Raw genomic sequence first — 23,634 nt, 5'->3', positions numbered from 1 at the left:
TCTACTCTCTTTCCGTTTATCCGTCGGTCCGGCCATCGGTCCGGATCGCGCCCTGTTCGGTCACGATCCAGTCCAGCCGCTGGTCGGTTTCCTCGCGCGGCACGCTCTCGACCTCCTGCCCGGCATAGGCGATGCCGATGGCCAGCACCGCCGTCTTGTCGCGCCCCCTCCCCCTCAGGGCCGCCAGCGTGCGGTCGTAATAGCCACCGCCATAACCCAGGCGATAGCCTTCACAGTCGAACGCCAGCAGCGGCACCAGCAGCACGTCGGGCTCCACCTCCGGCGCCGTGGCCGGCGGGGCGGGGATGCCCCAGACTCCCGGTTCCAGCGCGTCGCCCGGCCGCCACAGCCGGAAGGAGAGCGGCAGGCCGCGCTTCGGCGTCACCGGCAGGCACAGGGAGTAGCCGCCCGCCGCCAGCGCCAGCAGGGCGGGCAGCGGATCGGCCTCGTCGCCCATCGCATGATAGCCGGAAACGATGGCGGTCATTGGCAGAGAAACGGCCTGCAGCAGATTCGCCGCGATCCGCGTCCCGGTATCAGGGTTGGCCGCCTGCGCGACAGCGCGGCGTTGCTTCGCCATCGCGCGCAAACCGGCTTTCTGCGCCGGTATATCCCCCGCCATGTTCAGCATGGCCGGGAAAAAGAAAGGTGGGCGCCCCCGCCTCGGCCGTCGGTCATTTGCTCGTCCTCCTAGCCCTGCAACGCAGGTGGGCACCGCATAATGGAGCCACGGCTCCGACAGAGGCAGTTCCCTGGAGATAAGCATTGGGCCCGGGGACATAAAGCGACCATATCGCACCGCGCAGCAGGCGCCCGCTTCAGTATCTAGGCGCTCTCGAGGCTATCGGCAATATGCTCAATGCGTTCGGCCAGGGCAGACAGCGCCGCGATGGCCGCCTGATTCTGTGCCGGATCCGGCACAGAACCGACATTCGGGCCGCCATTTGCCCCGCCATTAGCATGGCCATTACCGTGTTTCGCGTCATCCAGTTCGTCGGCAATCAGCAGGCTGGCCATGACCAGCAGGCGGGTATCGCCGACCTGCCCGACCTGTTCGACGAGGGAAGAAACCTTTTCGTCCACCGATCCGGCAAGGCGAATCAGGCGCTGTTCCTGCCCATCCTCGCAGGCGATGCGGTAGAACCGACCGTTGATGGAGACCTCGACAGACGCCACGCCTATTTCTCCAGAACCAGTTTCAGCCGGTTGATGGTGCGGTCCAGCCGTTGCGAGACCAGCCCCGTCACCTCGGAAAGCTTGGCATATTCGGCCCGCGCATCGTCCAGCGCGCGCTGCAGCTCCGCCGAACCCTCGCCAACTTCCGCCGAAAGGGCGGCACCGCCGCGCCGCGCCAGGGCGGATTCCAGCCGGGCCACGGCCTGCGCCAGCCGCTCCAGTGCCATATCCAGGGTCGGCGCTTCCTTCATGATGATGGGCGATTCCCGCGAGAGTTCCTGCCAAATTAGCTTGCGCAAGATAGGCACGCACCACGGCACCCGTCAACCGAACCGCCATGGGCACCCCGCAATGCGGAATCGGAACCGCTAATAAATAAGCCGCGCGATGGCCTGCCCTGCACTATGGCGGGTTGACGGAGGGGCCGCCCGGCGGCATTTTCCACCCGCCCGACCAGATCGCCCCCGGAAGCGCCGGGGTGCGGCGTTTCTCTATATTTGAACCGCGTGGCACCGTCATGACCGCACAGACCAGCCTGCCCGTTCCGCACAAGCAGATGGCCAACGCCATCCGCGCCCTGTCGATGGATGCCGTCGAAGCGGCGAAATCCGGCCACCCCGGCATGCCGATGGGCATGGCCGATGTGGCGACGGTGCTGTATTCGAAATTCCTGAAATTCGACGCCGCCGATCCGCGCTGGCCGGACCGCGACCGCTTCGTGCTGTCGGCGGGCCATGGCTCGATGCTGCTCTACAGCCTGCTCTATCTCACCGGCTATCCGGAAATGACGATCGAGCAGATCCGGAATTTCCGTCAGCTGGGCAGCATGACCGCCGGTCATCCCGAATATGGCCATGCGCCGGGCATCGAGACCACCACCGGCCCGCTGGGCCAGGGCATCGCCACCGCGGTCGGCTTCGCGCTGGGTGAGCGCATCCTGAACGCCCGCTTCGGCGATCCTATTGTCGATCACTTCACCTATGTGATCGCCGGCGATGGCTGCCTGATGGAGGGCATCAGCCAGGAAGCGATCACGCTGGCCGGGCATCTGAAGCTGTCCAAGCTGATCGTGCTGTTCGACGATAACGGCATTTCCATCGATGGCCCGACCAGCCTCTCCACCTCGGAAGACCAGCAGGGCCGCTTCAAGGCCGCCGGCTGGGACGTACAGGCGGTGGACGGGCATGACCCCGCCGCCATCGAAGCCGCCATCACACAAGCGCGCAAGACCGACACCCCGTCGCTGATCGCCTGCAAGACCATCATCGGCTATGGCGCGCCGAAGAAGCAGGGCAGCGCCGCCACCCACGGATCGCCGCTGGGCGCGGAGGAGATCGAGGGCACCCGCGCGGCGCTGGGCTGGACCCATGCGCCCTTCGAGATTCCCGAGGACATCCTGACCGCCTGGCGCGAAATCGGCCAGCGCGGTGCCGCCGCCCGCAAGGGCTGGCAGGAGCAGGTGGACGAGCTGGGCAGCGAGAAGCGCGAGGAGCTGGAGCGCGTTCTGGCCGGGCGCCTGCCCGGCGGCTTCGACCAGGCGGTTGAAGCCTTCAAGAAGCAGACCGCCGAACAGCAGCCGAAGATCGCCACCCGCATGTCCTCGCAGCATGTGATCGACGCGCTGGCCCCGGTGTTGCCGGAACTGATCGGCGGCTCCGCCGACCTGACCGGCTCGAACAACACCAAGGCCAAGGAAGCCGCCATCATCAAGGCCGGCGACTATGCAGGCAGCTATATCCACTATGGCATCCGCGAACATGGCATGGCCGCCGCGATGAACGGCCTTGCCCTGCATGGCGGCATCATCCCGTTCGGCGGCACCTTCATGGTGTTCACCGATTACTGCCGCCCGGCGATCCGCCTGTCAGCGCTGATGGGGCTGCGCGTCCTCTACATCATGACGCATGATTCCATCGGCCTGGGCGAGGACGGCCCGACGCACCAGCCGGTCGAACATCTGGCGGCGCTGCGCGCCATGCCGAACCTCTATGTGTTCCGCCCGGCCGACACGGTGGAGACCGCCGAATGCTGGCAGATCGCGCTGCAGAGCGAGGGCACGCCCTCGGTCCTCAGCCTGACCCGCCAGGGCCTGCCGACCGTGCGCACCACGCACACCGCCGAGAACCTGTCGGCCAAGGGCGGCTATGTGCTGGCCGAGGCCGAGGGCAAGCGCCAGGTGACGCTGATCGCCACCGGCTCCGAGGTGGAGATCGCGCTGGCCGCCCGCGACACGCTGAAGGCCGAGGGCATCGCTGCCGCCGTCGTCTCCATGCCGTGCTGCGAGCTGTTCGACGCGCAAGACGAGGCCTACCGCCAGCAGGTGCTAGGCGACGGCCCGCGCATCGCCGTGGAAGCGGCCATCGGCTTCGGCTGGGAACGTTATCTGGGCGAGAAGGGTTGCTTTATCGGCATGACCGGTTTCGGCGCCTCCGCCCCGGCACCCCAGCTGTACAAGCATTTCGGCATTACCGCGGAAGCGGTTGTAGCAGCGGCGAAAGCCCGTATCTAGAAGACGAACCCTATCCGTTCGCGTTTGGAGGAATAAATGGCTACTCGTGTGGCAATCAACGGTTTCGGCCGCATCGGCCGTCTGGTGCTTCGCGCCCTGCATGAAAGCGGCCGCAAGGATCTGCAGGTCGTGGCGATCAACGATCTCGGTCCGGTCGAGGCGAATGCGCATCTGCTGCGCTACGATTCGGTGCATGGCCGCTTCCCCGGCACCGTGACCACCGGTGATGACTGGATGGATCTCGGCACCGGCAAGATCAAGGTGACTGCCGAGCGTGACCCGTCGAAGCTGCCCTGGAAGGAACTCGGCGTCGATATCGCCTTCGAGTGCACCGGCATCTTCACCGACAAGGAAAAGGCCGCGATGCACCTGACGGCCGGTGCCAAGCGCGTGCTGATCTCGGCCCCCGCCACCGGCGCCGACATTACGGTCGTCTATGGCGTGAACCACGACAAGCTGACCAAGGATCACGTCATCGTCTCGAACGCGTCCTGCACCACCAACTGCCTGGCCCCGGTCGCGGCGGTGATGCATGAGGCGATCGGCATCGAATCCGGCTTCATGACCACGATCCACGCCTATACCGGCGACCAGAACACGGTCGATACGCTGCACAAGGATCTGCACCGCGCCCGTGCGGCCGCCATGTCGATGATCCCGACCTCGACCGGTGCCGCCAAGGCCGTTGGCCTCGTGCTGCCGGAACTGGCCGGCAAGCTGGACGGCACCTCGATCCGCGTGCCGACCGCCAATGTCTCGGTCATCGACTTCAAGTTCATCGCCAAGCGCGAGACCAGCGTCGAGGAAGTGAACAAGGCGATCACCGCCGCCGCTGCCGGCAAGCTGAAGGGCATCCTGGAGACCAACACCGAGAAGCTGGTCTCCATCGATTTCAACCATTGCCCGAACAGCTCGACCGTCGATCTCGGTGAGACCAAGGTGATCGAGAAGAAGCTGGTCCGCGTGATGAGCTGGTACGATAATGAATGGGGCTTCTCCAACCGCATGCTGGATACGGCCGGCGCCATCGCCAAGCTGATCTAGTCCGGTTGGACATCGAGTACGAAAAAGGCCGCGTTCCCGGACGCGGCCTTTTTGTTTGCCTGAATGGAAGCGGCGGCGCTAGCCGCCCTCCTCAGTTGCCGGCCATCGCCTCGTCGAGCAGCTTGCGGTACTCCGCAACGGAAGGCGTGCGCGGGTTGGTCGGATGCGCATGGTCCTTGGTCGCGGCCAGCGCGATACCGTCCAGCAGATCGTCGGTGACGCCCATCTCGCGCAGGCTGGCGGGAATGCCCAGCTTGGCGTTCAGCTTCGAGATCGCATCGGCAATATCGGTGTTCTCCGGCAGGCCCATCGCCTGCGCGACACGCGGATATTTGTCGCCGACCACGGATTTGTTGAAGCGCAGCACGGCGGGCAGGAACACCGCGTTCAACGTACCATGATGCAGGCGCAGGCCCTTCACCGCGCCCAGCGGGTGCGACAGCGCATGGACCGCGCCCAGCCCCTTCTGGAAGCTCATGGCGCCCATCATCGAGCCCATCATCATGTCCCAGCGCGCCTGCCGGTTGGAGCCGTCCTTCACCGCCGTCTCGATGGAGCGGCTGGCGAGCCGCAGCCCTTCCAGCGAGATGCCGTCGGCCGGCGGGTTCACCGCCAGCGACAGGAAGGTCTCGATGCAATGGGTGATCGCGTCCATGCCGGTACCGGCGGTCAGCACGGGCGGCAGGCCCAGCGTCAGCTCCGGATCGTTGATCGCCACATTGGGAATCAGATAGGGGCTGACCAGGGCAAGCTTGCGCCCGTCCTCCAGCACGATGACGGCGCCGCGCCCGACCTCGGAACCGGTGCCCGAGGTGGTGGCCACCGCGATCAGCTTGGAGACATCCGGACGGATGCGAGCGACACCGCCCTCCACCATTGCATATTGCGCCAGCGGCCCCTCATGCGTCGCCAGCAGGCGCACGCCCTTGGCAAGATCCATGGAAGAACCGCCGCCGACCGCGATGATGCCATCGCAGCCATTCTCCTTGTAGAGTTTCAGCGCCTCCCAGGTCGCCGCCTCGGTCGGGTTCTCCGGCGTGCCGTCGAACACCGAGACATCGAATTCGTTCGGGATGTTGGCGCGGATCGTGTCCAGGATGCCGGTCTTCACCAGCCCCTTGTCGGTGACGATCAGCGGCCGCTTGATGCCGAGCGCCTTCATCTCGTCCGCCAGCAGCTTGATGGCGCCGAAGTCGAACTGGATCTTGGTGAGGTAGCTGATGACAGCCATGGTGCGTCCCTGCCTTATTCCCTGTTTAGAATTGCCCCCATGCTTGCCGGTCCGACCGGCCCGGTCAAGCGGCGGCATCCTACCGATTCAGCATGGCCGGTATCCCCCAGCGCCACTACGCGGCGTATCGGCGAACCCCCCTCCGGATTTGCGGGGCCGCCGGCAGCGCCGGATGGATCATCCCGGCCACACCGTCCAACGCGCCCGGCACCAGCTCCAGCGCCAGGAAACGCCGCTCCTCGACCGGGCCGGGCAGTTGCAGGCCCAGCGCCTTCTCCCGCGTGAAGCCGAACGGATTATAGTATTCCGGATCGCCGACCAGGATAATCGACCGGCGGCCAAGTCTGGCGGCATGGGCCAGCGAATGGCGCATCAGCGCCTTGCCATAGCCCTGCCCCTTATAGGCCGGATCGACCGCGAGCGGCCCCAGCATGACGGACGGCACGCGTGCCGCACCCAGCAGCAGCGGCCAGTAGCGGATGGAGCCGCGCAGCTGCCCGTCTTCCAGCGCGACAAAGGCCAGCGCCGGGTCGTGCGGCACGCCCTCGCGCAGCTTATAGACGGTCTTGGTCGTCCGGCCCGGACCGAAGGCGGTATCCAGAAGGGTGTCGATAAGGGCGGCGTCGCCCGGCCGCTCGTGAACGATCTGCATCTCTCAATTCCCGGAAATAGGGTATCGGTCAGTCAATGGACCGCATCGCCTGTTCCCGGGCGGAGGGATGCCTACAGCTTTTCCCTCCGGCGGTGACCAGGCGACGCGACTGCCCCGGCCGCAAGCGCGGTCAGGCAGGTCGTACGTCGTCGTCGAAGGTCAGCCGTCATGGCCGGGCTCGTTCAGCTGTTAAAACCGATATCGCATGTATCATACGCATGCCCCCTCGAATAGCGGTTTTTCGCTGGAGGGCCATGTGTTTAGTGAGGGCGCTTAGCGATGGGCTCGCCGCCGCTCTGCCAGGAAGCGGTGCAGCATGTCCTCGCGTTCTTTTCCCGGGGCAACCGCCGGGCGGGCCGGACGCAGCTTGCGCGCCAGCCCGCGCAGTGCCTTGCGGCGCACGGCGGGGTCGTCCAGCCGGTGCTTCACCCAGGCGATGGCGGCCACCCCCTCGCGCCAGCGGATCGGCAGCGGCTGCACCGGCTGCGCGATCAGGCCGGGCCAGCTCAGCGCCGCCTGCTCGAAATGATCGGCGCAGAATGGCAGCAGCACCTCGCGCTCGCCGGACGCCACATAGGTGCGCAGGCCGCGCGCGAAGCGCTTCGCCCCCGCCTCGTCCAGACCGAAACTGACCACGGCCGGCCGGTCGCAGCGGCAGCAGAAGATGCCGTTGCGGCGCGCCGGCGTCGGGGCCGGCTTCCGGGCCTTTCTCAGCAGGGACAGCAGCATTGTGCCCACCTCATATCGCGGGACGGGCTGGCTCGCTGCCCCGCCTCACGATATGATGGCGGCGCTGGCCGCGAAGGTCCAGCCGCGATGCCGCCAGGCTCGCGCGGGTGCAATTACCGTGGCGTCGACTCTATGGCGAAGGATCCGAAAGTGCTGGAGGCCGCCTTGCGGCAGGTGCGCGCGGCGCGCGACAAGGCCGATCCGCAAGTGCTGGAAACCGCCGAGCGGCTGGTGCGGCATCAGATGGGCATGCCGCAGAAACCCAGCCTGGCCGTCGCCATGCTGGAACAGGCCCACGCCAATGGCGGGCGTAATCGTCACAAGGTGTTGTCGGAGCTGGAGCGCTATTGCCGGCAGCGCGGCATCGATACCTCCGGCAAGGCCTGACCCTACCGGAAAGAAAAGGGTGCCTCAGGCGCTCGCGCGCAGCTGCTCGATGGATTTTTCGATATCCGACACCAGCGCCGAGACCTCAGGCTTCTGGCTGCGGCATTGCTGCAGCAGCACGGCCAGGCCCAGCAGGACTTCAAGCAGCATGTCGCTGCGGGGAAATGTGGTCGGCATGGGAACGGTCATATCCAGAAGCATCTTCGTTATCCGCCGCGCTGTTCTGAGCTTTGTATAGCGAGAACAAGTTAACAAGCATTTAAGAGACTCTGTCGCAAATGGCGGCATGGCGGCCCCGCCGACGCAGGCATTGTTCCGGCCGGCGCCAGGGGCTATACAGCCGGCTGGACCGGCATGTCCCGCCGGTCCATCCCGACAGTCTGGGGAGTTAGGGTTGTACCGAATCTTCGTGCGCGATCTCGTTCTTGAAGCCGAAGTCGGCGTCTATGAGAGCGAGAAGGGAAAGCGGCAGCGCCTGCGCCTCAATCTCGAGCTGGAATGCATCGACACCATCGCCGCGGCCGGTGACCGGCTGGAAAATGTGTTCTGCTATCACACGCTGGTGAAAGGCATCGAGGCAATCCTGGCCGAGGGCCATGTGAACCTGATCGAGACCGTCGCCGACCGCATCGCACGGCACGGGCTGGAGGACAGGCGCGTGCTGACCGCCCGGGTCACGGTGGAAAAGCTCGACGTCATCGACAAGGCGGCCTCGGTCGGCGTGACGGTGGAACGACGGCGGCAATAGCCGGCCGCCCCGGAGCCGAAATGCCTCCCCGCCGAGTGTTGAGGCGTTCGATTGAGGCTTTCGATTCCGGCCCGGCCCGCTTAATGTGACCCTCGAACCCGTACCCCGTAACGCTGGATCAAGGACAGGATATCGTCATGACACGCCTGAAGACCCTCGCCGCAACGGCCCTGCTGGCCCTCGGCATCCTCTTCACGGGCGCCAGCCAATCAGAAGCCGCCAAAATGGAAAACATGCTCTATCTCGATCTTGAACATGGCCGCGTTGTCATTGAGTTGAAGCCGGACCTCGCCCCCAAGCACGTCGCCCGCATCAAGGAGCTGGTCCGCGCCGGCTTCTATGACGGTATCGTCTTCCACCGCGTCATCGAGGGCTTCATGGCCCAGACCGGCGACCCGACCGGCACCGGCCGTGGCGGCAGCGGCAAGAAGATTCCGGCGGAATTCAACAGCGCACCGTTCGAGCGCGGCACCGTCGGCATGGCCCGCTCGCAGAACCCGGACAGCGGCGACAGCCAGTTCTTCATCTGCTTCAAGCCCGCCCCCTTCCTGAACGGCCAGTACACCGTCTGGGGCCAGGTGGTCGAGGGCATGGAGTTCGTCGACAAGATCAAGCGCGGCGAGCCGCCGGCAGATCCCGACAAGATCGTGAAGATGACCCTGGCCGAAGACGCCAAGTAATCCAGCCAGGCAAGAAAAAGGCCCGCCCCGGAACACCGGAGCGGGCCTTTCCTTTTCAGTCAGCAGCCGTTACGCGACCGCCGGCGCCTTCAGCACGCCGACAGTGGCGGCATAGGTCAGCGGCGCCTCGGTCACATCCTGCAGCGCCTCGCGGGTCAGCCCCTCGGCCATCTCGACGACCAGCAGCCCGTCCTCCGTCACATCGATAACCGCAAGGTCGGTATAGAGCCGCTTCACCACAGACGACGCGGTCAGCGGGTATTTGCAGACATTGCGGATCTTCGGTTCGCCCTTGCGCGTCGTATGCTCCATCAGCACGCGGATGCGCTTGGCGCCGACCGCCAGATCCATCGCCCCGCCGACGCCGGGCGGAAAGTTCGGGTCTTCCGTCGTCCAGTTGGCGAGATCGCCCTTGAGCGAGACCTCGAAGGCGCCGAGCAGCGCCAGATCGAGATGGCCGCCCCGGATCATGGTGAAGGAATCGGAATGCTTGAACACCGATGCCCCCTTCGCCAGGGTCACATATTCCTTGGTGGCGTTGATGAGGTCGGGATCCTCCTCGCCCGGCTTCGGATAGGTGCCGACGCCCAGCAGGCCGTTCTCGCTGTGGAACACGATCTCGCGCCCGTCCGGCACATAGCTGGCTGCCAGCGTCGGCAGGCCAATGCCGAGATTGACGTACCAGCCATTCTCGATGTCCTGCGCCGCGCGCCAGGCGATCTGCCGGCGGCTGAGACGCGCCACGCTTTCGGTCATGCTGCTCATGCCTTCTTCTCCACATGCACGACCCGGTCAACGAAAATGCCGGGCGTATGGATGTTGTCCGGGTCCAGATCGCCCAGCTCGACGAAACCCTCGGTCTGAACGATGGTCAGATCCGCCGCCATCGCCATGTCGGGCGCGAAATTGCGCGAAGACAGGCGGTAGATCAGGTTGCCCCAGCGGTCCGCCCGGTGCGCATTGATCAGCGCCACATCGGCGCGCAGCGGCATTTCCAGCACGTAGGTGCGGCCGTCGATCTCCCGCAGCTCCTTGCCCTCGGCCAGCTTGGTACCGACACCGACCGGCGAATAATAGCCGCCCAGGCCCGCTGCGGCGCAGCGCAGTCGCTCGCTGATCGTGCCCTGCGGCAGCAGCTCCAGCTCGATCTCGCCCTTGGCGTACAGCTCATCGAACACGACCGAACCGCCGCTGCGCGGATAGGAACAGACGATGCGCCGGACCCGGCGCGCGGCCATCAGTGCCGCCAGCCCCTCGGTTCCGACACCGGCATTGTTGGACACCACCACCAGATCCCTGGCCCCCTGGTCCAGCACGGCATGGATAAGCTCCGTCGGCGCTCCGGCCGAGCCAAACCCGCCGACCAGAAGCGTCGAGCCGTCCTTGATTCCGGCGACGGCTTCCGCCAGGGTCGCCATTCTTTTATCAATCATGGTATTTTATTTTCCCGCGCTACTTTTCCGGGAGCTGTTCTTCCGCGCTCCCAGCCATACCTATAAGTGTGCTAGGCTAATATCATCAAGCTATACAAATAAAAAATCAGGGTTGGAATCTGCATGGAAACTGCACAGGCGACGAACAAAACCAGTTCTCTATCGGGCAAAGCCAGTTCTCTGACAGGCGGTGCCACCATGATCGATTTCGTGGCGGTGGCGCCGGTGCGCCAAAGCAAGCTGGCCGATCAGCTTTACGAACAGATCATGCTGCACATCGTGAACGGCTCGCTGGATGTCGGCGAGAAGCTGCCATCCGAAGCGCAGCTGTGCCAGCTCTTCTCGGTCTCTAGGCCGGTGGTGCGTGAGGCGCTGTCGCGGCTGCGCGCCGATAACGTCATCGCCTCGCGGCGCGGCTCGGGCACCTACGTCATGTCGAAGCCGACGCCGGAGCTGGTGCGCCTCGCGCCGTCCGGCGTGCTGGCCGAACTGCTGCGCTGCTACGAGCTGCGGCTGGCGCTGGAGGGCGAGGCCGCCTATCTCGCCGCCAAGCGGCGCGAGAAGAGCGATCTGGCCGCGATCGAGAAGGCGCTGGAATATTTCAACACCTATCTCGGTGCCGGTGACGACGAGGAAGGGGCGGAGGCCGATTTCAGCTTCCACATGGCCATCGCCACCGCTACCAAGAACGCGCTGTATGTGAAGACGCTGCACATGCTGCACACCACGGCGCGCGACGGCATCAAGCTGGCCCGTCAGCTGTCGAAGCTGCGCAGCGAGCCGATGGATCTGGTCCGCACCGAACATGCCCGCATCTACAAGGCAATCGAGAAGCGCAATCCCGGCGCGGCCCGCAATGCCATGCGCAGCCATATCGACAATTCCCGTCTGCGCATGGTCGGCCAGCTGCTCGACGAGTAGAACCAAAGCCGGAAAGGGCGTCACGTCATGATAGAGGCGGTGGACGCCCTTCTCGAACGGTGGACGCAGCCGGGATCGCCCGGCTGCGTCGTCGCCGTCATCCGGGATGGCGCGGTTCTGCACAAGCGGGGCTACGGTCTCGCCCATGTCGAACTCGGCGTGCCAAACGCGCCGGATACAGTGTTCCGCATCGCCTCCATCACCAAGCAGTTCACCTGCCTGGCCGTGCTGATGCTGGCGCGGGACGGCAAGCTGTCGGTCGAGGATGAGGTGCGCCAGCACCTGCCGGAGCTGCCGGATTATGGCGTGCCGCTGCGTATCCGCCATCTGATGAGCAACACCAGCGGGCTGCGCGACTCGCTGGAGGCCTTCCGGCTGACCGGCATCACGCTGATGGACCGGCGCAGCGTCGCCGAGATGATGACGATCATCCTGCGGCAGGAGGGCACGAACTTTCCGCCCGGCAGCGCCTATCTCTACTCCAATGCCGGCTATGTGCTGCTGAGCGTCCTGATCGAGCGGCTGTCCGGCGTCAGCCTGCGGGATTTCCTGCAGGCCCGCATCTTCGGGCCGCTGGGCATGGCCTCGACCGCCCTGCTGCCCTTCGACGCCGAACCCTTCCCCCGCCGCGCCCAGGGCTATGCGCCGGTCGAGGGTGCGCTGTGGCGCACCGGCAGCGGCTTCGAGGTCTGCGGCGAGGGCGGGCTTGTGTCCTCGGTCGAGGATATGATGACCTGGATGGGCATCTGGGGTGCGGGCAGCCACCCGCACCTCGATCCGCTGGAAAACCTGGCCCAGCCGGCGCCCCTGACCGCAAGCGGACCGGCCGGCGGCGGTCATGCCCGCTATGGCTATGGCCTGATGGTGGAGCGTTATCGCGGCCTGTCGGCCTGTGGGCATAGCGGCCTGCTGCCGGGCTTCACCTCCAACATCCTGCATATTCCCGAACGCCGCCTCAGCGTCATCTGCCTGGCCAATTCGCTGGGCGTGAATGCCTATCTGACGACGCGGCTGATCGCCGATCTGATGCCGGACATGGATTTCCCGGAACCGCCCTTCGCCAAGCCCAGTCCGGCGCTGATCGAGCGGCTGGCGAAAGCCGGCCCCTTCGTCGATGAGGACTCCGGCGCCACCCTCACCTTCAGCGATGCCGAGGGGCGGCTGGGCGCCACCCGCTTCGGCACGCCTTTCACGCTGGCCAACAGCGATGGCGGGATGGCCTATACAGTGTTCCAGGGCGGCTATGACGTCGTCTCGGCCGAGGTCGCGGAGGAGCCCTCCCTCGCCCTCCGGCTGACCCGCGTCGATGGCGGCATAGAGACCTACCGGCCGGTCGCATCCGGACCAACCGGCGCGGACCTGTTGGACGATTATATCGGACGCTACCGCAGCGCCGAACTGATGAGCGACTGGGTGATCGAGCGCGCCGGTGACGGGCTTGCCGTCCGCATCGAGGGGCCGCGCGGGCCGGCGCCGCCCTGCCCGCTGGAGCCGACCCGGCCCGACCTGCTGACCGGGCGTGTCGGCTGGTTCGGCGCACAATTCCGCGACGCGCTGCGTTTCCACCGCGAAGATGGACGCATCCGCGGTTTCACGCTGAACGCCTCGCGCAGCCGGGGCATCCGTTTTGTCGCGGTGACAAACTAGGGCTTTTCCGCCTGTCGCAGGGGCGCTAGCGTGCGCTTCCAGACAGAAAAGGAACCCCCATGTCCGTGACCATCGACCGCCTGAAGGACAGCGACAAGGCTGACTGGCGCCGGCTCTATAACGGCTATGCCGCCTTCTACAAGATGCCGATGACGGACGAGACGGCGGAGCGTGTCTGGGGCTGGCTGCACGATGCCGAGCATGTGCAGGAGGCGCTGGTCGCCCGCGACGCCACCGGCCGGGTCATTGGGCTTGCGCATTTCCGCGCCATGCCCAGCCCGCTGCGGGGCGCCTATGCCGGCTTCCTGGACGATCTGTTCGTCGATCCCGATGTGCGCGGCAGCGGCGCCGCCGACAAGCTGCTGGACGCGCTGAACGCTATCGCCGCCGAGCGCGGCTGGCCAGTCATCCGCTGGATCACCGCCGACAACAACTACCGGGCGCGCGGCGTCTATGACCGCAAGGCGACGCGCAGCATGTGGATCACCTATGAGATGAAGCCCTGAGGGCGGGACAGACCCCGCCTACTGCACCCGCACCCGGGTCAGATGCACGCCGAGAAGATTGAGGTTCGGTAATATCCGCCTGATCTCATCGGCCAGCATGGCGCGCAGATTGTTCAGCTCCATGGGGTCGGAATAATTCTGCAGGGGCTGCTCGCTCAACAGCATGTTGATGGCATCGCGCAGCTTGGCATCGCCCGATTTCACGATGGCGTTCTGTTCCTGGCTGCTGACCTGCAGGCTGATCGTCACCATGACGACGCGCGCCTCGCCGCTCTCGGTCCGCAGCGTCAGGATGAAATCCGACAGCGATGTATAATGCCCGCCGCTGGTCTTGGGCGGCGGCGCGGTTTCCTGCGTGGCGGCCGGGGAAGCCGACTTCTTGCCGCCCAGCATACCGGTGAGGAACAGCCCGGCCGCCGCGCCGCCAATCAGCAGGATCGGCAGTAGGATAAGCAGAATCAGCTTGCCGACCGGAAGCTTCTTTACTTCCGGCGCGCCGCCATCGGCATGGGTACCCAATTGATCGCTCATGGCACCACGATACAGGCTTCGGTGTTATCAGGCCATGCCGTCCGGCAATTTCCCGGCAAGCTCGTCCGCCATCTCCTCGACCGACTGCCCCTTGGCGAGATATGTCGCGACCAGATCATCGACGCGTTCCGATATCTCCCGTTTGATCTCGCCGGACAGCGTGTCGAAGGAGGCCTGCGCCAGCATGATATCCACATATTCGTCCGATTCGACGGCGCGCAGCACATCGCGATAGAGTTCGCTGTTGGCACCCACCACATCGGCGATGCTCTTCGCAAGCAGGGCAAGCGCGGGATTGCTCGTCGCCGCCATCGGGCCGTCTCTCACCAATAGGATTTTAATAAAATCAGTATCGGCGAAGGGCACGGGCAAGGCAATCGCTACCGACCACCTTGCCCGCCATATTTTCGATCAGCGGCCGATGGCATAACCCTGCATGCCACGCGGATTGGCCGCCGCCTTCACCAGGCCGTCTGCCTGCGCCGCCGCCGTCAGCCGGCCTTCCGACCAGTCGCCGCCGACCGTCACATCATGGCCGCGCCGCCGCAGTTCCTCGACCGTCGCCGCCGGAATCCGCCCCTCGACCTGGACATGATTCCATTTCGCCGCGCGCGGCCAGAAGGAATTCACCAGATGGTCGATATGCAGGGCCGGACAATCGATGGATTCCTGCAAATTCATGCCGTGATGGGCGTGATGCAGGAACATCAGCGCCGACCATTGCGGCTGCTGGTCGCCGCCTGGCGTGCCGAACGCCATGTAAGGCGCGCCATCGCGCAGCGCCATGTTGGCGGTCAAAGTGGTGCGCGGCCGGCGCTTCGGCGCCAGCGCGGCAGCGGATTGCTCATTCAGCCAGAACATCTGCATGCGGTTGGTCAGGCAGAAGCCCAGTTCCGGGATGGTCGGGCTGGATTGCAGCCAGCCGCCGCTGGGCGTGGCGGAAACCATGTTGCCCCAGCGGTCGATGATGTCGAAATGGCAGGTATCGCCCGCCACATTGCCGTCACGCCGCACGGTCGGCTCGCCGATGGAGAATTTGGCATATTCCGGCGCCATGCCCAGGCGCTTGTGCGCCTCCAGATCCATCCAGCGGGTGAGGCCCGGCACACTGCCCGGGCGTGGCTCCTTCGAGGCGGTGTCCCCGATCAGCGCGCGGCGCTCGGCATTATAAGCTTCTGACAACAGCGTCTCGATCGGCACCTCGACCTGCGCCGAATCGGCGTAGAACGCCTCGCGGTCGGCCATCGCCAGCTTCGCGCTCTCGATGAACAGATGCAGGAAGTCCGGGCCGGTCGGGTCGGTCTTGTCGAGGTCATAGCCCTTCAGCAGGGCCAGCTGCTGCGCCAGCACCGGCCCCTGGCTCCAGGGCGGGATGACGCCGACCGTGTAGCGGCCATACTCGACCGTCGTCGGCTTCTCCTTGGTCGCCTGCCAGGACGCCATATCCTCGGCGGTCAGGATGCCCTTGTTGCGCTTGCCGGAATCGTCGATGGCAGCGGTCGTCGCACAGAATTTCTCGATGGCCTCGGCGACGAACCCCCTGGACCAGGCCGCGCGCGCCGCCTCGATCTGCTTGATGCGGTCGCCGCCGGCGGCCTTGGCCTCGGTCAGCACGCGCTTGTACATCTCCGCCATCTTCACATTGCGGAACAGGCTGCCGGGCTGCGGTGCCTTGCCATCCTTCAGATAGAGAGCCGCGGAGGTTGTCCACTCGGTGGCGAACAGCTCGCGCACCGTATCGACCGTCTTGGTGATGTTCGGCACCACCGGGTAGCCGTTTTCCGCCATCGCGATGGCGGGGCTCAGCACCTCTTCCAGCGTCATCGTGCCATGATCGCGCAGCATCAGCATCCAGGCGTCGAAGGCGCCGGGCACGGTGGCAGCCAGCAACCCGGTGCCGGGCACCAGGTCGAAACCCAGCGAGCGGTAATAGCCGATGGTCGCTGCTGCCGGGGAGACGCCCTGGCCGCAGATCACCTCCATCTCGCCGACCTTGCGGTCGAACAGGAGGATCGGCACCTCGCCGCCCGGACCATTCAGGTGCGGTTCCACCACTTGCAGCGCAAAGCCGGTGGCCACGCCCGCATCGAAGGCATTGCCGCCCTTCTCCAGGATGGCCATGCCGGTGGCGCTGGCCAGCCAGTGGGTTGAGGTGACGACACCGAAGGTGCCGAGAATTTCCGGACGGGTGGTGAACATGCGGTGCGGGCTCCCCTTGCAAAGCGAGGCAATCTTCATAGCCGTCGGCCCGGCCCATGTGAAGGCCCGCCGCCCGCAGGGCTGCCCAGAGGAGATAACCGAAGAAAGGAGAAAACCGGAGAAGGGAGGCGCAAAAGAAATCGGGCGGTGCCAGCGGGGAATTGGCACCGCCCGAGGGGGCTTTGGGTCATGGCCGCTTGGGGAAGGGGTTTCCTTGCGGCCTGATCGTAGGCACCGGAGGGGCTTGGTTGGCGCCTACAACCCAAATATTATGCTCAATCATGTCTAAAATAAGTGGCTGGCGGGGCAGTTCTGCGACAAGCCGCGGAATTTCGCCGATAGGGAGCATTCACATTTCCGTGAACGCCATTCCGGTATCCCATTGGGGGTCGCCGTACGGACAGCGGTATCCTCAGCTGAGCCGTTCAGCCGGGCTGCCCATCGGCAACCGGGCGCGCATGGAGACCGCGCAGCCAGACCGCGACAATGGTACCGGCCCCTTCCGACAGGAAACAGACCCGCGTGCCTACCGAATCATTGGCGATCACCTGCGCGGTAACCCGCATCGTCGAGCTGGGATGGAAGATTTCGATATCCTGCCCCGGCTCGATATCCTGGGTCGGGATCAGCAGCGCCCCGCCAGCCGACACATCAGTAATCTCCGCATCGCGCCGCACAGCGCCCGCATGCAGGATTTCCACGCTGGCGCTGACTGGATAACGGGGATGCCGGCGCCGGTTGGCCAGGCGCGGTGCGCGAAACAGCGACTTAACACGTTCCATCATCAGGCTCGCATCCCGTGTTCCGGATCAGCAATAACAGAGTCCAGCATTACGCCGATTTGCGCAAGCCGTTGCGTTGCCGCACCCGGGCTGCCAGATCCAGCCAGCCAGCGGCCACCGTATCGGCAAAGTGCAGCGATCCGTCCAGATGCAGGGCCATCTCCGCCTGCAGTCGTGGCATCGGGTCGGCGCCGCCATTGGCGGTGAAGCTGCCCGGCTCGGCCGCCCAGCGCTCCAGCATCGGGCGCGTGACTTCGATATGGCACTGGAAGGCATAGGCGGTCTCGCCCACCCGGTAGGCCTGATGGCGGCACCCTTCGCCGGTCATCAGCAGCACCGCCTCGTCCGGCAGATCGAACGTATCCTCGTGGAACTCCATCGCATGGGGCATTGCGGGCAGGCCGGCCAGCAGCGGATCGGCCCGCCCCGCCTCGGTCATCGCCAGCGGATGGAAGCCGAATTCGACATGGCTGTGGCGATAGACCTTCTTGCCGAACACCCGCGCCAGAAGCTGGGAGCCGAGACAAACCCCCAGCAGCGGCTTGCCGGCCTCATGAAAGCCACGCAGCAGCGGCAGCAGTTCGGCGTAATAGGGATTGCCGGCATCGTCAGCAGCGCTCTGCGCCCCACCCAGGATGAGCGCGGCGTCGAAGGGCGCATGATCGGCTGGCACCGGATCGCCGGAGAGCGGCTGCACAACATGCAGGGCGGCACCGCGGGCGGTCAGGCTGTCCCCCAGCTGTCCCGGCGGCGAGCCGGGATAGTTCTGCACGACGAGAATGTTCATGGCGGTCCTTCCGAATAGCCGGTGCCATACCTTACACCCGCCCCCCTTGCTGAGAAAGCCGGGCCTTCAACTGCCGGGCTTTTGCAGGCATAATGCCAGCTGAGCGCCGCTTTCGGCGGCGGAGGAGAGAATGATGGCGATTACCCCTACCGGCCCCCGGATCGGCGGTCAGACGTCAGGCCAGGCCGGCAACCGCATCCAGCGTGGCCAGGGCACGCAACCGCGCGCCGACGCCCTGCTGGAAGGGCCGCGCGAGCGGCCGCAGCGCCGGTCCATCCTGCGCACCGCCATCGACGAAGCCGATATCGGCAAACAGCTCAACCGTCTGGCACGCCTGCTGGCCGCTGACGATATCGACATGGATTCGCCGCGCGGCTCCTATCTGAATTTCCTGGTCTGACGATTCCGAATACAATGGGTAGGCTTGAGATTGCCGGCGTCAGCCGGGTTTTTCGCGGACGCGACACCCTTGTCGAGGCGTTGCGCCCGGTCGATCTTTCCGTCGGCGAGGGCGAGTTCGTGGCGCTGCTCGGCCCGTCGGGCTGCGGCAAATCCACCCTGCTGCGCATGGCTGCCGGGCTGGACCATCCCGATAGCGGTACCATCCAGCTGGATGGCCGTCCGGTCGAGAAGCCCGGCCCGGAGCGCGGCATGGTCTTCCAGCAGCCGGCCCTCTATCCGTGGCTCACTGTGCGCGACAATGTCGCCTTCGGCCTGATCGAACAGGGCATGGGCCGCAACGACGCCCGCAGCCGGGCCGACAGCCTGCTGGCCCAGGTCGGGCTGGAGGGCTTCGCCGGGCAATATCCGAAAACCCTGTCCGGCGGCATGCAGCAGCGCGTGGCACTGGCCCGCGCGCTGGCCCCCGACCCCAGCGTGATGCTGCTGGACGAGCCGTTCGGCGCGCTCGACACCCAGACCCGCAGCCTGATGCAGGAATTGCTGCTGGCGGTGTGGGAACGCAACCGCAAGACCGTGCTGTTCGTGACCCATGATATCGAGGAGGCGATCTTCCTGGCCGGCCGCGTCGTGGTGCTGACCGCACGGCCCGGCACGGTCAAGGCGGAGATATCCATCGACCTGCCCCGGCCGCGCGACTATCACATCCGCACCACGCCGGCTTTTTCCGCCCTCAAGGCGCAGCTGACCGATCTGGTGCGCGACGAAAGCCTGCGCGCGGCGGAACTGGCGGTATGAGCGACTCTGCGGCCAGTCCCGTGCTGATCGGCCCCGTGCTGATCGGCGCGACCGGCGGTTCCGGCACGCGGGCAATCCGCGAGGCGCTGATCGCCGCTGGCTTCTTCATGGGCGGGACGGTGAACCATGCCGGCGATCTGCGCCATGCGCCGCCGGTATTGGACCAGCTCATCAACCCGGTGCTGGAGCGTACCGGCAGCCTCGACTACCGGCTTGCAGACCTGCCGGAAGCGCTTGCCGCAACCGGCCTGAGCGGGCTGCGTAACGTCGCCGCCAAGGTACGGGACGAGGGGAACGGCCCCGCACTGTGGGGCTGGAAGAATCCCCGGCTGATGTTCGTGCTGCCCTTTCTTGCCGAGGCCCTGCCCGGCCTGCGCTTCATCCATGTGGTGCGCGACGGGCGTGACATCGCCCTTTCCGACAACCGCCAGCAGATCGACCGGCATTTCGCCGCGCGCCACGGCCATGCCGCGCCCAAGGAACCGGACGCGCTGGCGCTGGCCGCGATCCGCTTCTGGTCGGAAACCAATCTGGAAGCGCTGGCCTGCGGGCAGGCCTTGCTCGGAGAGCGCTATCACCTGCTGCGGCTGGAAGACGCAACGGCGCCGGACAGCCCGGTCCTGGCCAAGCTTCTGCAAGCGCTGCGCCCCGATATCGACGCGGCCAGCCTGACCGCCGCACAACAGGCTGTCGCGCACCGGCCCGGCCATGGCCGCTGGCGCGACCTGCCCGCCGAGCGCCTTGCCGCGCTGGAAGAGGCCGGCAGGCCCGGCCTCACCCGGTTCGGCTATATCTAGCGCTTCAGCAGTTCCGGAATGATCTGACGCAGCGTGTCCGCTGGCGAGGCGGGCGCTGAGGAGGGCGCGGTCGGCGCGGCGTTGGTACCGCCGCTGCCCTGCTGTTGCGGCAGCAGGCGCATCAGCCCTCGTTCGATGGCGCGCTGCACCAGGAACGCCTCCAGCTCGCGCGTGCGCAAATTCACTGCCGGGTCGGCAAGCGGTCCGCTGACCGTGGCACTGAAGGGCGGCGCGCTGGGATGCCGGGTCAGGGTGAAGATTGCCGTTCCGTCCACCAGCTGGCGCGGCAGATCGATGCTGCCCGTCGCCTTGCCTTCGCCGGCGCTGGCGACCAGCAGCGTATCTTCGGTACGTGCTACCCCGTCCGTGATGGTGAAGCTGCCATCCAGCCGCTCGAACGGGGTTTCGCCACCCGCGAAAGCAGCGCGGGCGAGCGTCAGGAAGGCCGCCGCGTCGTTCAGCCCTTCCAGCCGGTCGCTGATGCTCTGCAAATCGAAACCTTCCGCCACCCCCTCGCGCACAGCAAACCGGCCAGTACCGGCCAGGGAGCCGACCAGCGCCGCCTCGCTCTGGCCGCGTCCGGTAAACTGCATGTCGAAATCCAGCAGACCGCGTACCCGCGGCGGCTGGCCGGCGGCGGTGGTCGCCGCGCGCAGATCGGCATTACGCACCTGAAACTCGGCCCGCAGGGACGATGTGTCGGTCGCGACAAGCTGGCCGTTCATGCCGATGCTGCCGCCGAACATGGTGCCGCTCAGCTTGCTGACATCCAGCACGCCCTCCCGCAAGGTCAGGAGCGCCAGCACATCCTCCACCTTGTAGGGGTCATAAAGGATGGTTTTCGCGGTCGCTGTCAGTTCCGCATCAACACTGCGCAGAGCCGTGAGGCGCAACGGCTCGCTCGACCAGCCGTCGCCGGAAACCGGCAGCGGCACCGCCGGCGCGGCACTGCCGCCGCCGCGCGCCGGATCGGGCAGCCAGGGTTCCAGCTGAATATCGCCGGCATCGAGCTTCACGGTGATCTTCGGCCGCGCGCCGGACAGCGAGACGGAGGCATTGCCCGTCGCTGCCACGGCGCCCGCCTTCAAGCTGAGGTCATCCACCGTGAACGCGGCCGTGTTGCCGGCGATCCGCGCGGTGAGGTCCAGCGGCCGGTCGCGGGTACCGCCGGGCCGGTAGTCAGGCGCGAAGATGCGCAGAAACCGCACCGCATTGCCATGTTGCACATCGAGCGAGAGGGCAAAGGTCGGAGACGGTGCGAAAGGATTAACATCGCCATCGATGCTGACCATGCCGCCCGCCGCCTCGATCCGCCCGTTCACGGAAAGCGCATCGGTGTCGCCGTTCCTGGCCGTCAGCCAGATCCGCAGATCCTCGAGCCCCGGCCCCGCATCCGGGTCGCGGCCCAGCAGAATCTTCAGCAACGCGGTCAGATCGGGGTGACCGCCTTCCGCGACAAGATCGATCTTCGGCGGGAACTGCGCCAGCGCCAGCCCGCCGGTCACTTTCACCCGGCCGCCCGCGACCGCAAGCATGCCATCAATATCGAAGGCCTCCGGCGTGCCGATAAGGCGGCCCGACAGTTCCAGCCGGCCGAGCAGGGCCGGATTCGGCACCGAAGGGGCGTTCAGCAATTGCAGCAGACGCCCCGGTTCCCGGGTTTCCAGCTTGAAACCAAGTTCACCCGCCGACGCGCCCTCGCGCGCGGTCAATGTCCCGCCGACGCCGACGCGCGCACCGGCGAAATCGGCCACCGCCGCCTCGCGCACATAGGCCACGCCGTCGCGCACGGTCGCGTCCAGATTGATGTCGCGCAACTGCTGGCCACGCAGCGTAACGTGGCCGACCGTCAGCTTCACCTCGGCATCGAAACTCTGCAGAAACTCCAGTGGCGGCGCCGGCGGCTCGTTGGTGCGCGGCATCTGTTCCGGCACGACAGGCCCCGGAAGCGTGGCCTGCGGATCGACCACATAGCCATCGAGATTGACCCGGTCCAGCGCCAGCGACAGGCCAACGAACGGCCGGCCGGCGAAGCGGTAACGGGCATCGCCGACCAGCTTGCTGGCATCGAAACGCAGATCGAGATTGGCGAGGCGGAGTTCCGCGGAATCCACGGCAAGGTCGGTTTGCAGGGACAGGCTGCGCAGCCGTTCCACCGGCACGTCCGGCAGGTCCAGCCGCAGCCACACCGCCAGATCGCGCATGCTGGTCGCGGTCAGTTCCGCCGATCCTTCGAAGCGCGGTGCGCCGCCGCCGGGCTGCGGGGCGGCAACGCCATAAAGGCTGGCCTCGGCCCCGCCGGGAAGCTGCGCCGACAGCTGGTTCAACGCAAGCCGGCCATCCTGAATTGCCAGATTGCCGCGCACCTGCCGGACCAGGCGGCCGCGATAATCGATGGCATCGACGGTCAGATCCAGCGACAGGTTCAGGCCGGCCGGAATCGCCGGCAGGGCAAAGGCCGCGGACGAACCGTCATCCTGCGCTGCCCCCTGCGCCGCTGGCTGGCCGCTGCGCTGGTCTGGGCGCTGACCGGCGGGTGCGGCTGGGGTTGCGCTGGATTGCGCCGCCATCATCCGGTCCATGTCGAAACGGCCAACCTCCAGCACCGCATCGATCGACGGCGTGCCCTCCAGCCCGACATTCACCGCGCCGGTGGCCCGCGTCTCGCCCAGCACCAGGCGCATATCGTCCAGCGCAATGCTCTGCGGCGTCGCCGACACCGTCGCGCGCAGCGACCCCGGCTGGCGCAACAGCGGCGTAGCGATCCTGCCGCCGGAGGCCGTCGTGGCCAGGGCGAACAGATCCGGCGATTCCAGTTCCAGCTTGCCGGCCAGCCGGGGCGTGGCGCCACCCTGCATGGTGCCCGACAGGACAAGCCCCCCGCGATCCGCAAGGCCGAGGCGCAGGAAAACCGGCGCCGCCTTGCCAGCCACGCCGATTCGGCCGACCGACGCCTCGATTGTCGCCGGCACGCCCTGATAGGCAAGCGCGCCCTTGGCCTGATACGGTCCCTGCAGTGACTGCGCGCTCAGCGAGACAGACAGCTTGTCGAGGCGCTGCTCCGCCCCGTCCGCGAAGCGATAGATCAGCGTACCGCCCTCGATGCGCACATCGTCCAGCGTGACACTGGTGCCGCCACCGCCGGCGAAAGCCGTATCGCCGGCCTCCTCGTCGGGCACGTCCGATGCCTGCTGCTGCGGCGCGAAGTCCCAGCTCCGCCGGCCATCGGGCAGTTCCTCCAGCGCGATAAAGGGCTCAATCAGGACAAGCCGCTTCACCTCGATGTCGCCGGTCAGCAGCGGCCGCAGGGCGACTTCCACATCCAGCGCCTTCACGCGCATCAGATCGGGGGACTGCGCGCCGGGCAGATTGCGCAGGCGCACGCCGGCGACGGACAGGGTCGGGGTGGGCAGGATCGACAGGCCGATATCGCCATCAATGACGAGGTCGCGACCGGTCGCCTCGCGCACGGCATCGGCGATCCGCGGCTTATAGCCGTTCCAGTCCACCAGCGACGGCACAATGAAGACAGCGGCCAGCAGCAATAGAGCCACCACGCCCAACCCGATCAGAACCCTACGCACCCTGCCTCCTATGCCTATGGCGCCGGACAGCGCGCCCATGGCGCCCGGCAAATTTGCATCCAGTCTATCCGCGGCCTATGGCCGTTTCGTGGCG

At 66.2% G+C, this 23,634-nt stretch carries 26 protein-coding genes; 11 read left to right on the top strand and 15 right to left on the bottom strand.

Annotated features, from left to right (window positions below; all coding sequences use genetic code 11):
• Window positions 1-16 precede the first annotated feature (16 nt).
• From BKM74_RS10770 to BKM74_RS10760, 3 genes are all read right to left on the bottom strand, one after another.
• Window positions 17-622 carry a 5-formyltetrahydrofolate cyclo-ligase gene (locus BKM74_RS10770; RefSeq protein ID WP_281251454.1) on the bottom strand — a complete coding sequence of 202 codons (606 nt, stop codon included), beginning with the start codon at window positions 620-622 and terminating at the stop codon, window positions 17-19.
• A gap of 203 nt (window positions 623-825) precedes the next feature.
• The gene (locus BKM74_RS10765) at window positions 826-1,176 is read right to left on the bottom strand and encodes a cell division protein ZapA (RefSeq protein ID WP_086465718.1); all 351 of its coding nucleotides are present in this window, start codon (window positions 1,174-1,176) and stop codon (window positions 826-828) included.
• 2 nt (window positions 1,177-1,178) lie between these two features.
• Window positions 1,179-1,475: a DUF4164 family protein gene (locus tag BKM74_RS10760; RefSeq protein WP_140056064.1), complete on the bottom strand. Its 297-nt coding sequence runs from the start codon at window positions 1,473-1,475 to the stop codon at window positions 1,179-1,181.
• A 218-nt stretch (window positions 1,476-1,693) separates the two neighbouring features.
• On the opposite strand from BKM74_RS10760, the gene tkt reads away from it, so the two are divergent.
• Window positions 1,694-3,685: a transketolase gene (tkt, locus tag BKM74_RS10755; protein WP_086465716.1), complete on the top strand. Its 1,992-nt coding sequence runs from the start codon at window positions 1,694-1,696 to the stop codon at window positions 3,683-3,685.
• A 36-nt stretch (window positions 3,686-3,721) separates the two neighbouring features.
• Window positions 3,722-4,729 (top strand): type I glyceraldehyde-3-phosphate dehydrogenase, encoded by a 1,008-nt coding sequence (gap, locus tag BKM74_RS10750; protein ID WP_086465715.1) that lies wholly within the window; start codon window positions 3,722-3,724, stop codon window positions 4,727-4,729.
• A 91-nt stretch (window positions 4,730-4,820) separates the two neighbouring features.
• Here gap and BKM74_RS10745 read toward each other — a convergent pair whose 3' ends face one another.
• The 3 genes from BKM74_RS10745 to BKM74_RS10735 form a co-directional block, all read right to left on the bottom strand.
• On the bottom strand, window positions 4,821-5,960 hold the full coding sequence (locus BKM74_RS10745; protein WP_086465714.1) for an iron-containing alcohol dehydrogenase: 1,140 nt from the start codon (window positions 5,958-5,960) through the stop codon (window positions 4,821-4,823).
• A 115-nt stretch (window positions 5,961-6,075) separates the two neighbouring features.
• Window positions 6,076-6,612: a GNAT family N-acetyltransferase gene (locus BKM74_RS10740; protein ID WP_086465713.1), complete on the bottom strand. Its 537-nt coding sequence runs from the start codon at window positions 6,610-6,612 to the stop codon at window positions 6,076-6,078.
• A gap of 273 nt (window positions 6,613-6,885) precedes the next feature.
• The gene (locus tag BKM74_RS10735; protein WP_086465712.1) at window positions 6,886-7,341 is read right to left on the bottom strand and encodes a hypothetical protein; all 456 of its coding nucleotides are present in this window, start codon (window positions 7,339-7,341) and stop codon (window positions 6,886-6,888) included.
• 132 nt (window positions 7,342-7,473) lie between these two features.
• On the opposite strand from BKM74_RS10735, the gene BKM74_RS10730 reads away from it, so the two are divergent.
• Complete coding sequence (locus BKM74_RS10730; protein ID WP_086465711.1) at window positions 7,474-7,728, top strand: hypothetical protein; 255 nt, start codon at window positions 7,474-7,476, stop codon at window positions 7,726-7,728.
• 24 nt (window positions 7,729-7,752) lie between these two features.
• Here BKM74_RS10730 and BKM74_RS18735 read toward each other — a convergent pair whose 3' ends face one another.
• Entirely contained in the window at window positions 7,753-7,929 is a 177-nt protein-coding gene (locus tag BKM74_RS18735; protein ID WP_176342489.1) for a hypothetical protein, read from the bottom strand.
• A 193-nt stretch (window positions 7,930-8,122) separates the two neighbouring features.
• On the opposite strand from BKM74_RS18735, the gene folB reads away from it, so the two are divergent.
• Window positions 8,123-8,476: a dihydroneopterin aldolase gene (gene folB, locus BKM74_RS10725; RefSeq protein WP_086465710.1), complete on the top strand. Its 354-nt coding sequence runs from the start codon at window positions 8,123-8,125 to the stop codon at window positions 8,474-8,476.
• Window positions 8,477-8,613: 137 nt separating this feature from the next.
• Window positions 8,614-9,156 (top strand): peptidylprolyl isomerase, encoded by a 543-nt coding sequence (locus tag BKM74_RS10720; RefSeq protein WP_176342488.1) that lies wholly within the window; start codon window positions 8,614-8,616, stop codon window positions 9,154-9,156.
• 69 nt (window positions 9,157-9,225) lie between these two features.
• On the opposite strand, the gene BKM74_RS10715 is transcribed toward BKM74_RS10720, so the two are convergent.
• Entirely contained in the window at window positions 9,226-9,921 is a 696-nt protein-coding gene (locus BKM74_RS10715; RefSeq protein WP_086465709.1) for a 3-oxoacid CoA-transferase subunit B, read from the bottom strand.
• Entirely contained in the window at window positions 9,918-10,589 is a 672-nt protein-coding gene (locus BKM74_RS10710) for a 3-oxoacid CoA-transferase subunit A (RefSeq protein WP_086465708.1), read from the bottom strand. Before BKM74_RS10710 ends, BKM74_RS10715 begins: the two co-directional genes overlap by 4 nt.
• 198 nt (window positions 10,590-10,787) lie before the next feature.
• Between BKM74_RS10710 and BKM74_RS10705 the strand changes: the two genes are divergently transcribed.
• From BKM74_RS10705 to BKM74_RS10695, 3 genes are read left to right on the top strand one after another with little or no spacing between them, the layout of a single operon-like run.
• Window positions 10,788-11,510 carry a FadR/GntR family transcriptional regulator gene (locus BKM74_RS10705; protein ID WP_176342487.1) on the top strand — a complete coding sequence of 241 codons (723 nt, stop codon included), beginning with the start codon at window positions 10,788-10,790 and terminating at the stop codon, window positions 11,508-11,510.
• Between the two features lie 27 nt (window positions 11,511-11,537).
• Window positions 11,538-13,157, top strand: coding sequence for a serine hydrolase (locus BKM74_RS10700; protein WP_086465706.1), 1,620 nt, complete (start codon window positions 11,538-11,540; stop codon window positions 13,155-13,157).
• 59 nt (window positions 13,158-13,216) lie between these two features.
• Complete coding sequence (locus tag BKM74_RS10695; RefSeq protein WP_086465705.1) at window positions 13,217-13,663, top strand: GNAT family N-acetyltransferase; 447 nt, start codon at window positions 13,217-13,219, stop codon at window positions 13,661-13,663.
• Between the two features lie 18 nt (window positions 13,664-13,681).
• Here BKM74_RS10695 and BKM74_RS10690 read toward each other — a convergent pair whose 3' ends face one another.
• The 5 genes from BKM74_RS10690 to BKM74_RS10670 all read right to left on the bottom strand — a co-directional run bounded on the left by BKM74_RS10690 (window position 13,682) and on the right by BKM74_RS10670 (window position 17,962).
• On the bottom strand, window positions 13,682-14,194 hold the full coding sequence (locus BKM74_RS10690) for a flagellar basal body-associated FliL family protein (RefSeq protein WP_086465704.1): 513 nt from the start codon (window positions 14,192-14,194) through the stop codon (window positions 13,682-13,684).
• 27 nt (window positions 14,195-14,221) lie between these two features.
• Window positions 14,222-14,506, bottom strand: coding sequence for a hypothetical protein (locus tag BKM74_RS10685; protein ID WP_086465703.1), 285 nt, complete (start codon window positions 14,504-14,506; stop codon window positions 14,222-14,224).
• Between the two features lie 99 nt (window positions 14,507-14,605).
• Window positions 14,606-16,393: a gamma-glutamyltransferase family protein gene (locus tag BKM74_RS10680; protein WP_086465702.1), complete on the bottom strand. Its 1,788-nt coding sequence runs from the start codon at window positions 16,391-16,393 to the stop codon at window positions 14,606-14,608.
• 425 nt (window positions 16,394-16,818) lie between these two features.
• Complete coding sequence (locus BKM74_RS10675) at window positions 16,819-17,178, bottom strand: PilZ domain-containing protein (protein WP_086465701.1); 360 nt, start codon at window positions 17,176-17,178, stop codon at window positions 16,819-16,821.
• A gap of 46 nt (window positions 17,179-17,224) precedes the next feature.
• Entirely contained in the window at window positions 17,225-17,962 is a 738-nt protein-coding gene (locus BKM74_RS10670) for a type 1 glutamine amidotransferase (RefSeq protein WP_086465700.1), read from the bottom strand.
• Window positions 17,963-18,095: 133 nt separating this feature from the next.
• Here BKM74_RS10670 and BKM74_RS10665 point away from each other — a divergent pair, with 133 nt between their 5' ends.
• From BKM74_RS10665 to BKM74_RS10655, 3 genes are read left to right on the top strand one after another with little or no spacing between them, the layout of a single operon-like run.
• Entirely contained in the window at window positions 18,096-18,362 is a 267-nt protein-coding gene (locus tag BKM74_RS10665; protein ID WP_140056063.1) for a hypothetical protein, read from the top strand.
• A 14-nt stretch (window positions 18,363-18,376) separates the two neighbouring features.
• Window positions 18,377-19,159, top strand: a complete 783-nt coding sequence (locus BKM74_RS10660) for an ABC transporter ATP-binding protein (RefSeq protein WP_086465698.1) — start codon at window positions 18,377-18,379, stop codon at window positions 19,157-19,159.
• Complete coding sequence (locus BKM74_RS10655; RefSeq protein ID WP_086465697.1) at window positions 19,156-19,956, top strand: sulfotransferase; 801 nt, start codon at window positions 19,156-19,158, stop codon at window positions 19,954-19,956. The genes BKM74_RS10660 and BKM74_RS10655 overlap by 4 nt, the downstream gene beginning before the upstream one ends.
• On the opposite strand, the gene BKM74_RS10650 is transcribed toward BKM74_RS10655, so the two are convergent.
• Window positions 19,953-23,540, bottom strand: coding sequence for an AsmA family protein (locus tag BKM74_RS10650; protein WP_176342486.1), 3,588 nt, complete (start codon window positions 23,538-23,540; stop codon window positions 19,953-19,955). The genes BKM74_RS10655 and BKM74_RS10650 overlap by 4 nt on opposite strands.
• Window positions 23,541-23,634 lie beyond the last annotated feature (94 nt).

The organism is Oceanibaculum nanhaiense (genome assembly GCF_002148795.1).
Classification (GTDB): domain Bacteria; phylum Pseudomonadota; class Alphaproteobacteria; order Oceanibaculales; family Oceanibaculaceae; genus Oceanibaculum; species Oceanibaculum nanhaiense.
This window is presented reverse-complemented; position numbering and strand designations above follow the sequence as displayed.

What these genes read in the sequence shown, in the direction of transcription:
- gap (WP_086465715.1), top strand. Translation starts at nt 3,722, where the DNA reads ATGGCTACTCGTGTGGCAATCAACGGTTTCGGCCGCATCGGCCGTCTG.
- BKM74_RS10685 (WP_086465703.1), bottom strand. Translation starts at nt 14,506, where the DNA reads ATGGCGGCGACGAGCAATCCCGCGCTTGCCCTGCTTGCGAAGAGCATC.
- tkt (WP_086465716.1), top strand. Translation starts at nt 1,694, where the DNA reads ATGACCGCACAGACCAGCCTGCCCGTTCCGCACAAGCAGATGGCCAAC.
- BKM74_RS10670 (WP_086465700.1), bottom strand. Translation starts at nt 17,962, where the DNA reads ATGAACATTCTCGTCGTGCAGAACTATCCCGGCTCGCCGCCGGGACAG.
- BKM74_RS10710 (WP_086465708.1), bottom strand. Translation starts at nt 10,589, where the DNA reads ATGATTGATAAAAGAATGGCGACCCTGGCGGAAGCCGTCGCCGGAATC.
- BKM74_RS18735 (WP_176342489.1), bottom strand. Translation starts at nt 7,929, where the DNA reads ATGCTTCTGGATATGACCGTTCCCATGCCGACCACATTTCCCCGCAGC.
- BKM74_RS10655 (WP_086465697.1), top strand. Translation starts at nt 19,156, where the DNA reads ATGAGCGACTCTGCGGCCAGTCCCGTGCTGATCGGCCCCGTGCTGATC.
- BKM74_RS10770 (WP_281251454.1), bottom strand. Translation starts at nt 622, where the DNA reads ATGGCGGGGGATATACCGGCGCAGAAAGCCGGTTTGCGCGCGATGGCG.
- BKM74_RS10690 (WP_086465704.1), bottom strand. Translation starts at nt 14,194, where the DNA reads ATGAGCGATCAATTGGGTACCCATGCCGATGGCGGCGCGCCGGAAGTA.
- BKM74_RS10730 (WP_086465711.1), top strand. Translation starts at nt 7,474, where the DNA reads ATGGCGAAGGATCCGAAAGTGCTGGAGGCCGCCTTGCGGCAGGTGCGC.
- BKM74_RS10715 (WP_086465709.1), bottom strand. Translation starts at nt 9,921, where the DNA reads ATGAGCAGCATGACCGAAAGCGTGGCGCGTCTCAGCCGCCGGCAGATC.
- BKM74_RS10695 (WP_086465705.1), top strand. Translation starts at nt 13,217, where the DNA reads ATGTCCGTGACCATCGACCGCCTGAAGGACAGCGACAAGGCTGACTGG.
- BKM74_RS10705 (WP_176342487.1), top strand. Translation starts at nt 10,788, where the DNA reads ATGATCGATTTCGTGGCGGTGGCGCCGGTGCGCCAAAGCAAGCTGGCC.
- BKM74_RS10680 (WP_086465702.1), bottom strand. Translation starts at nt 16,393, where the DNA reads ATGTTCACCACCCGTCCGGAAATTCTCGGCACCTTCGGTGTCGTCACC.
- BKM74_RS10660 (WP_086465698.1), top strand. Translation starts at nt 18,377, where the DNA reads ATGGGTAGGCTTGAGATTGCCGGCGTCAGCCGGGTTTTTCGCGGACGC.
- BKM74_RS10665 (WP_140056063.1), top strand. Translation starts at nt 18,096, where the DNA reads ATGGCGATTACCCCTACCGGCCCCCGGATCGGCGGTCAGACGTCAGGC.
- BKM74_RS10740 (WP_086465713.1), bottom strand. Translation starts at nt 6,612, where the DNA reads ATGCAGATCGTTCACGAGCGGCCGGGCGACGCCGCCCTTATCGACACC.
- BKM74_RS10735 (WP_086465712.1), bottom strand. Translation starts at nt 7,341, where the DNA reads ATGCTGCTGTCCCTGCTGAGAAAGGCCCGGAAGCCGGCCCCGACGCCG.
- BKM74_RS10745 (WP_086465714.1), bottom strand. Translation starts at nt 5,960, where the DNA reads ATGGCTGTCATCAGCTACCTCACCAAGATCCAGTTCGACTTCGGCGCC.
- BKM74_RS10675 (WP_086465701.1), bottom strand. Translation starts at nt 17,178, where the DNA reads ATGATGGAACGTGTTAAGTCGCTGTTTCGCGCACCGCGCCTGGCCAAC.
- BKM74_RS10720 (WP_176342488.1), top strand. Translation starts at nt 8,614, where the DNA reads ATGACACGCCTGAAGACCCTCGCCGCAACGGCCCTGCTGGCCCTCGGC.
- BKM74_RS10700 (WP_086465706.1), top strand. Translation starts at nt 11,538, where the DNA reads ATGATAGAGGCGGTGGACGCCCTTCTCGAACGGTGGACGCAGCCGGGA.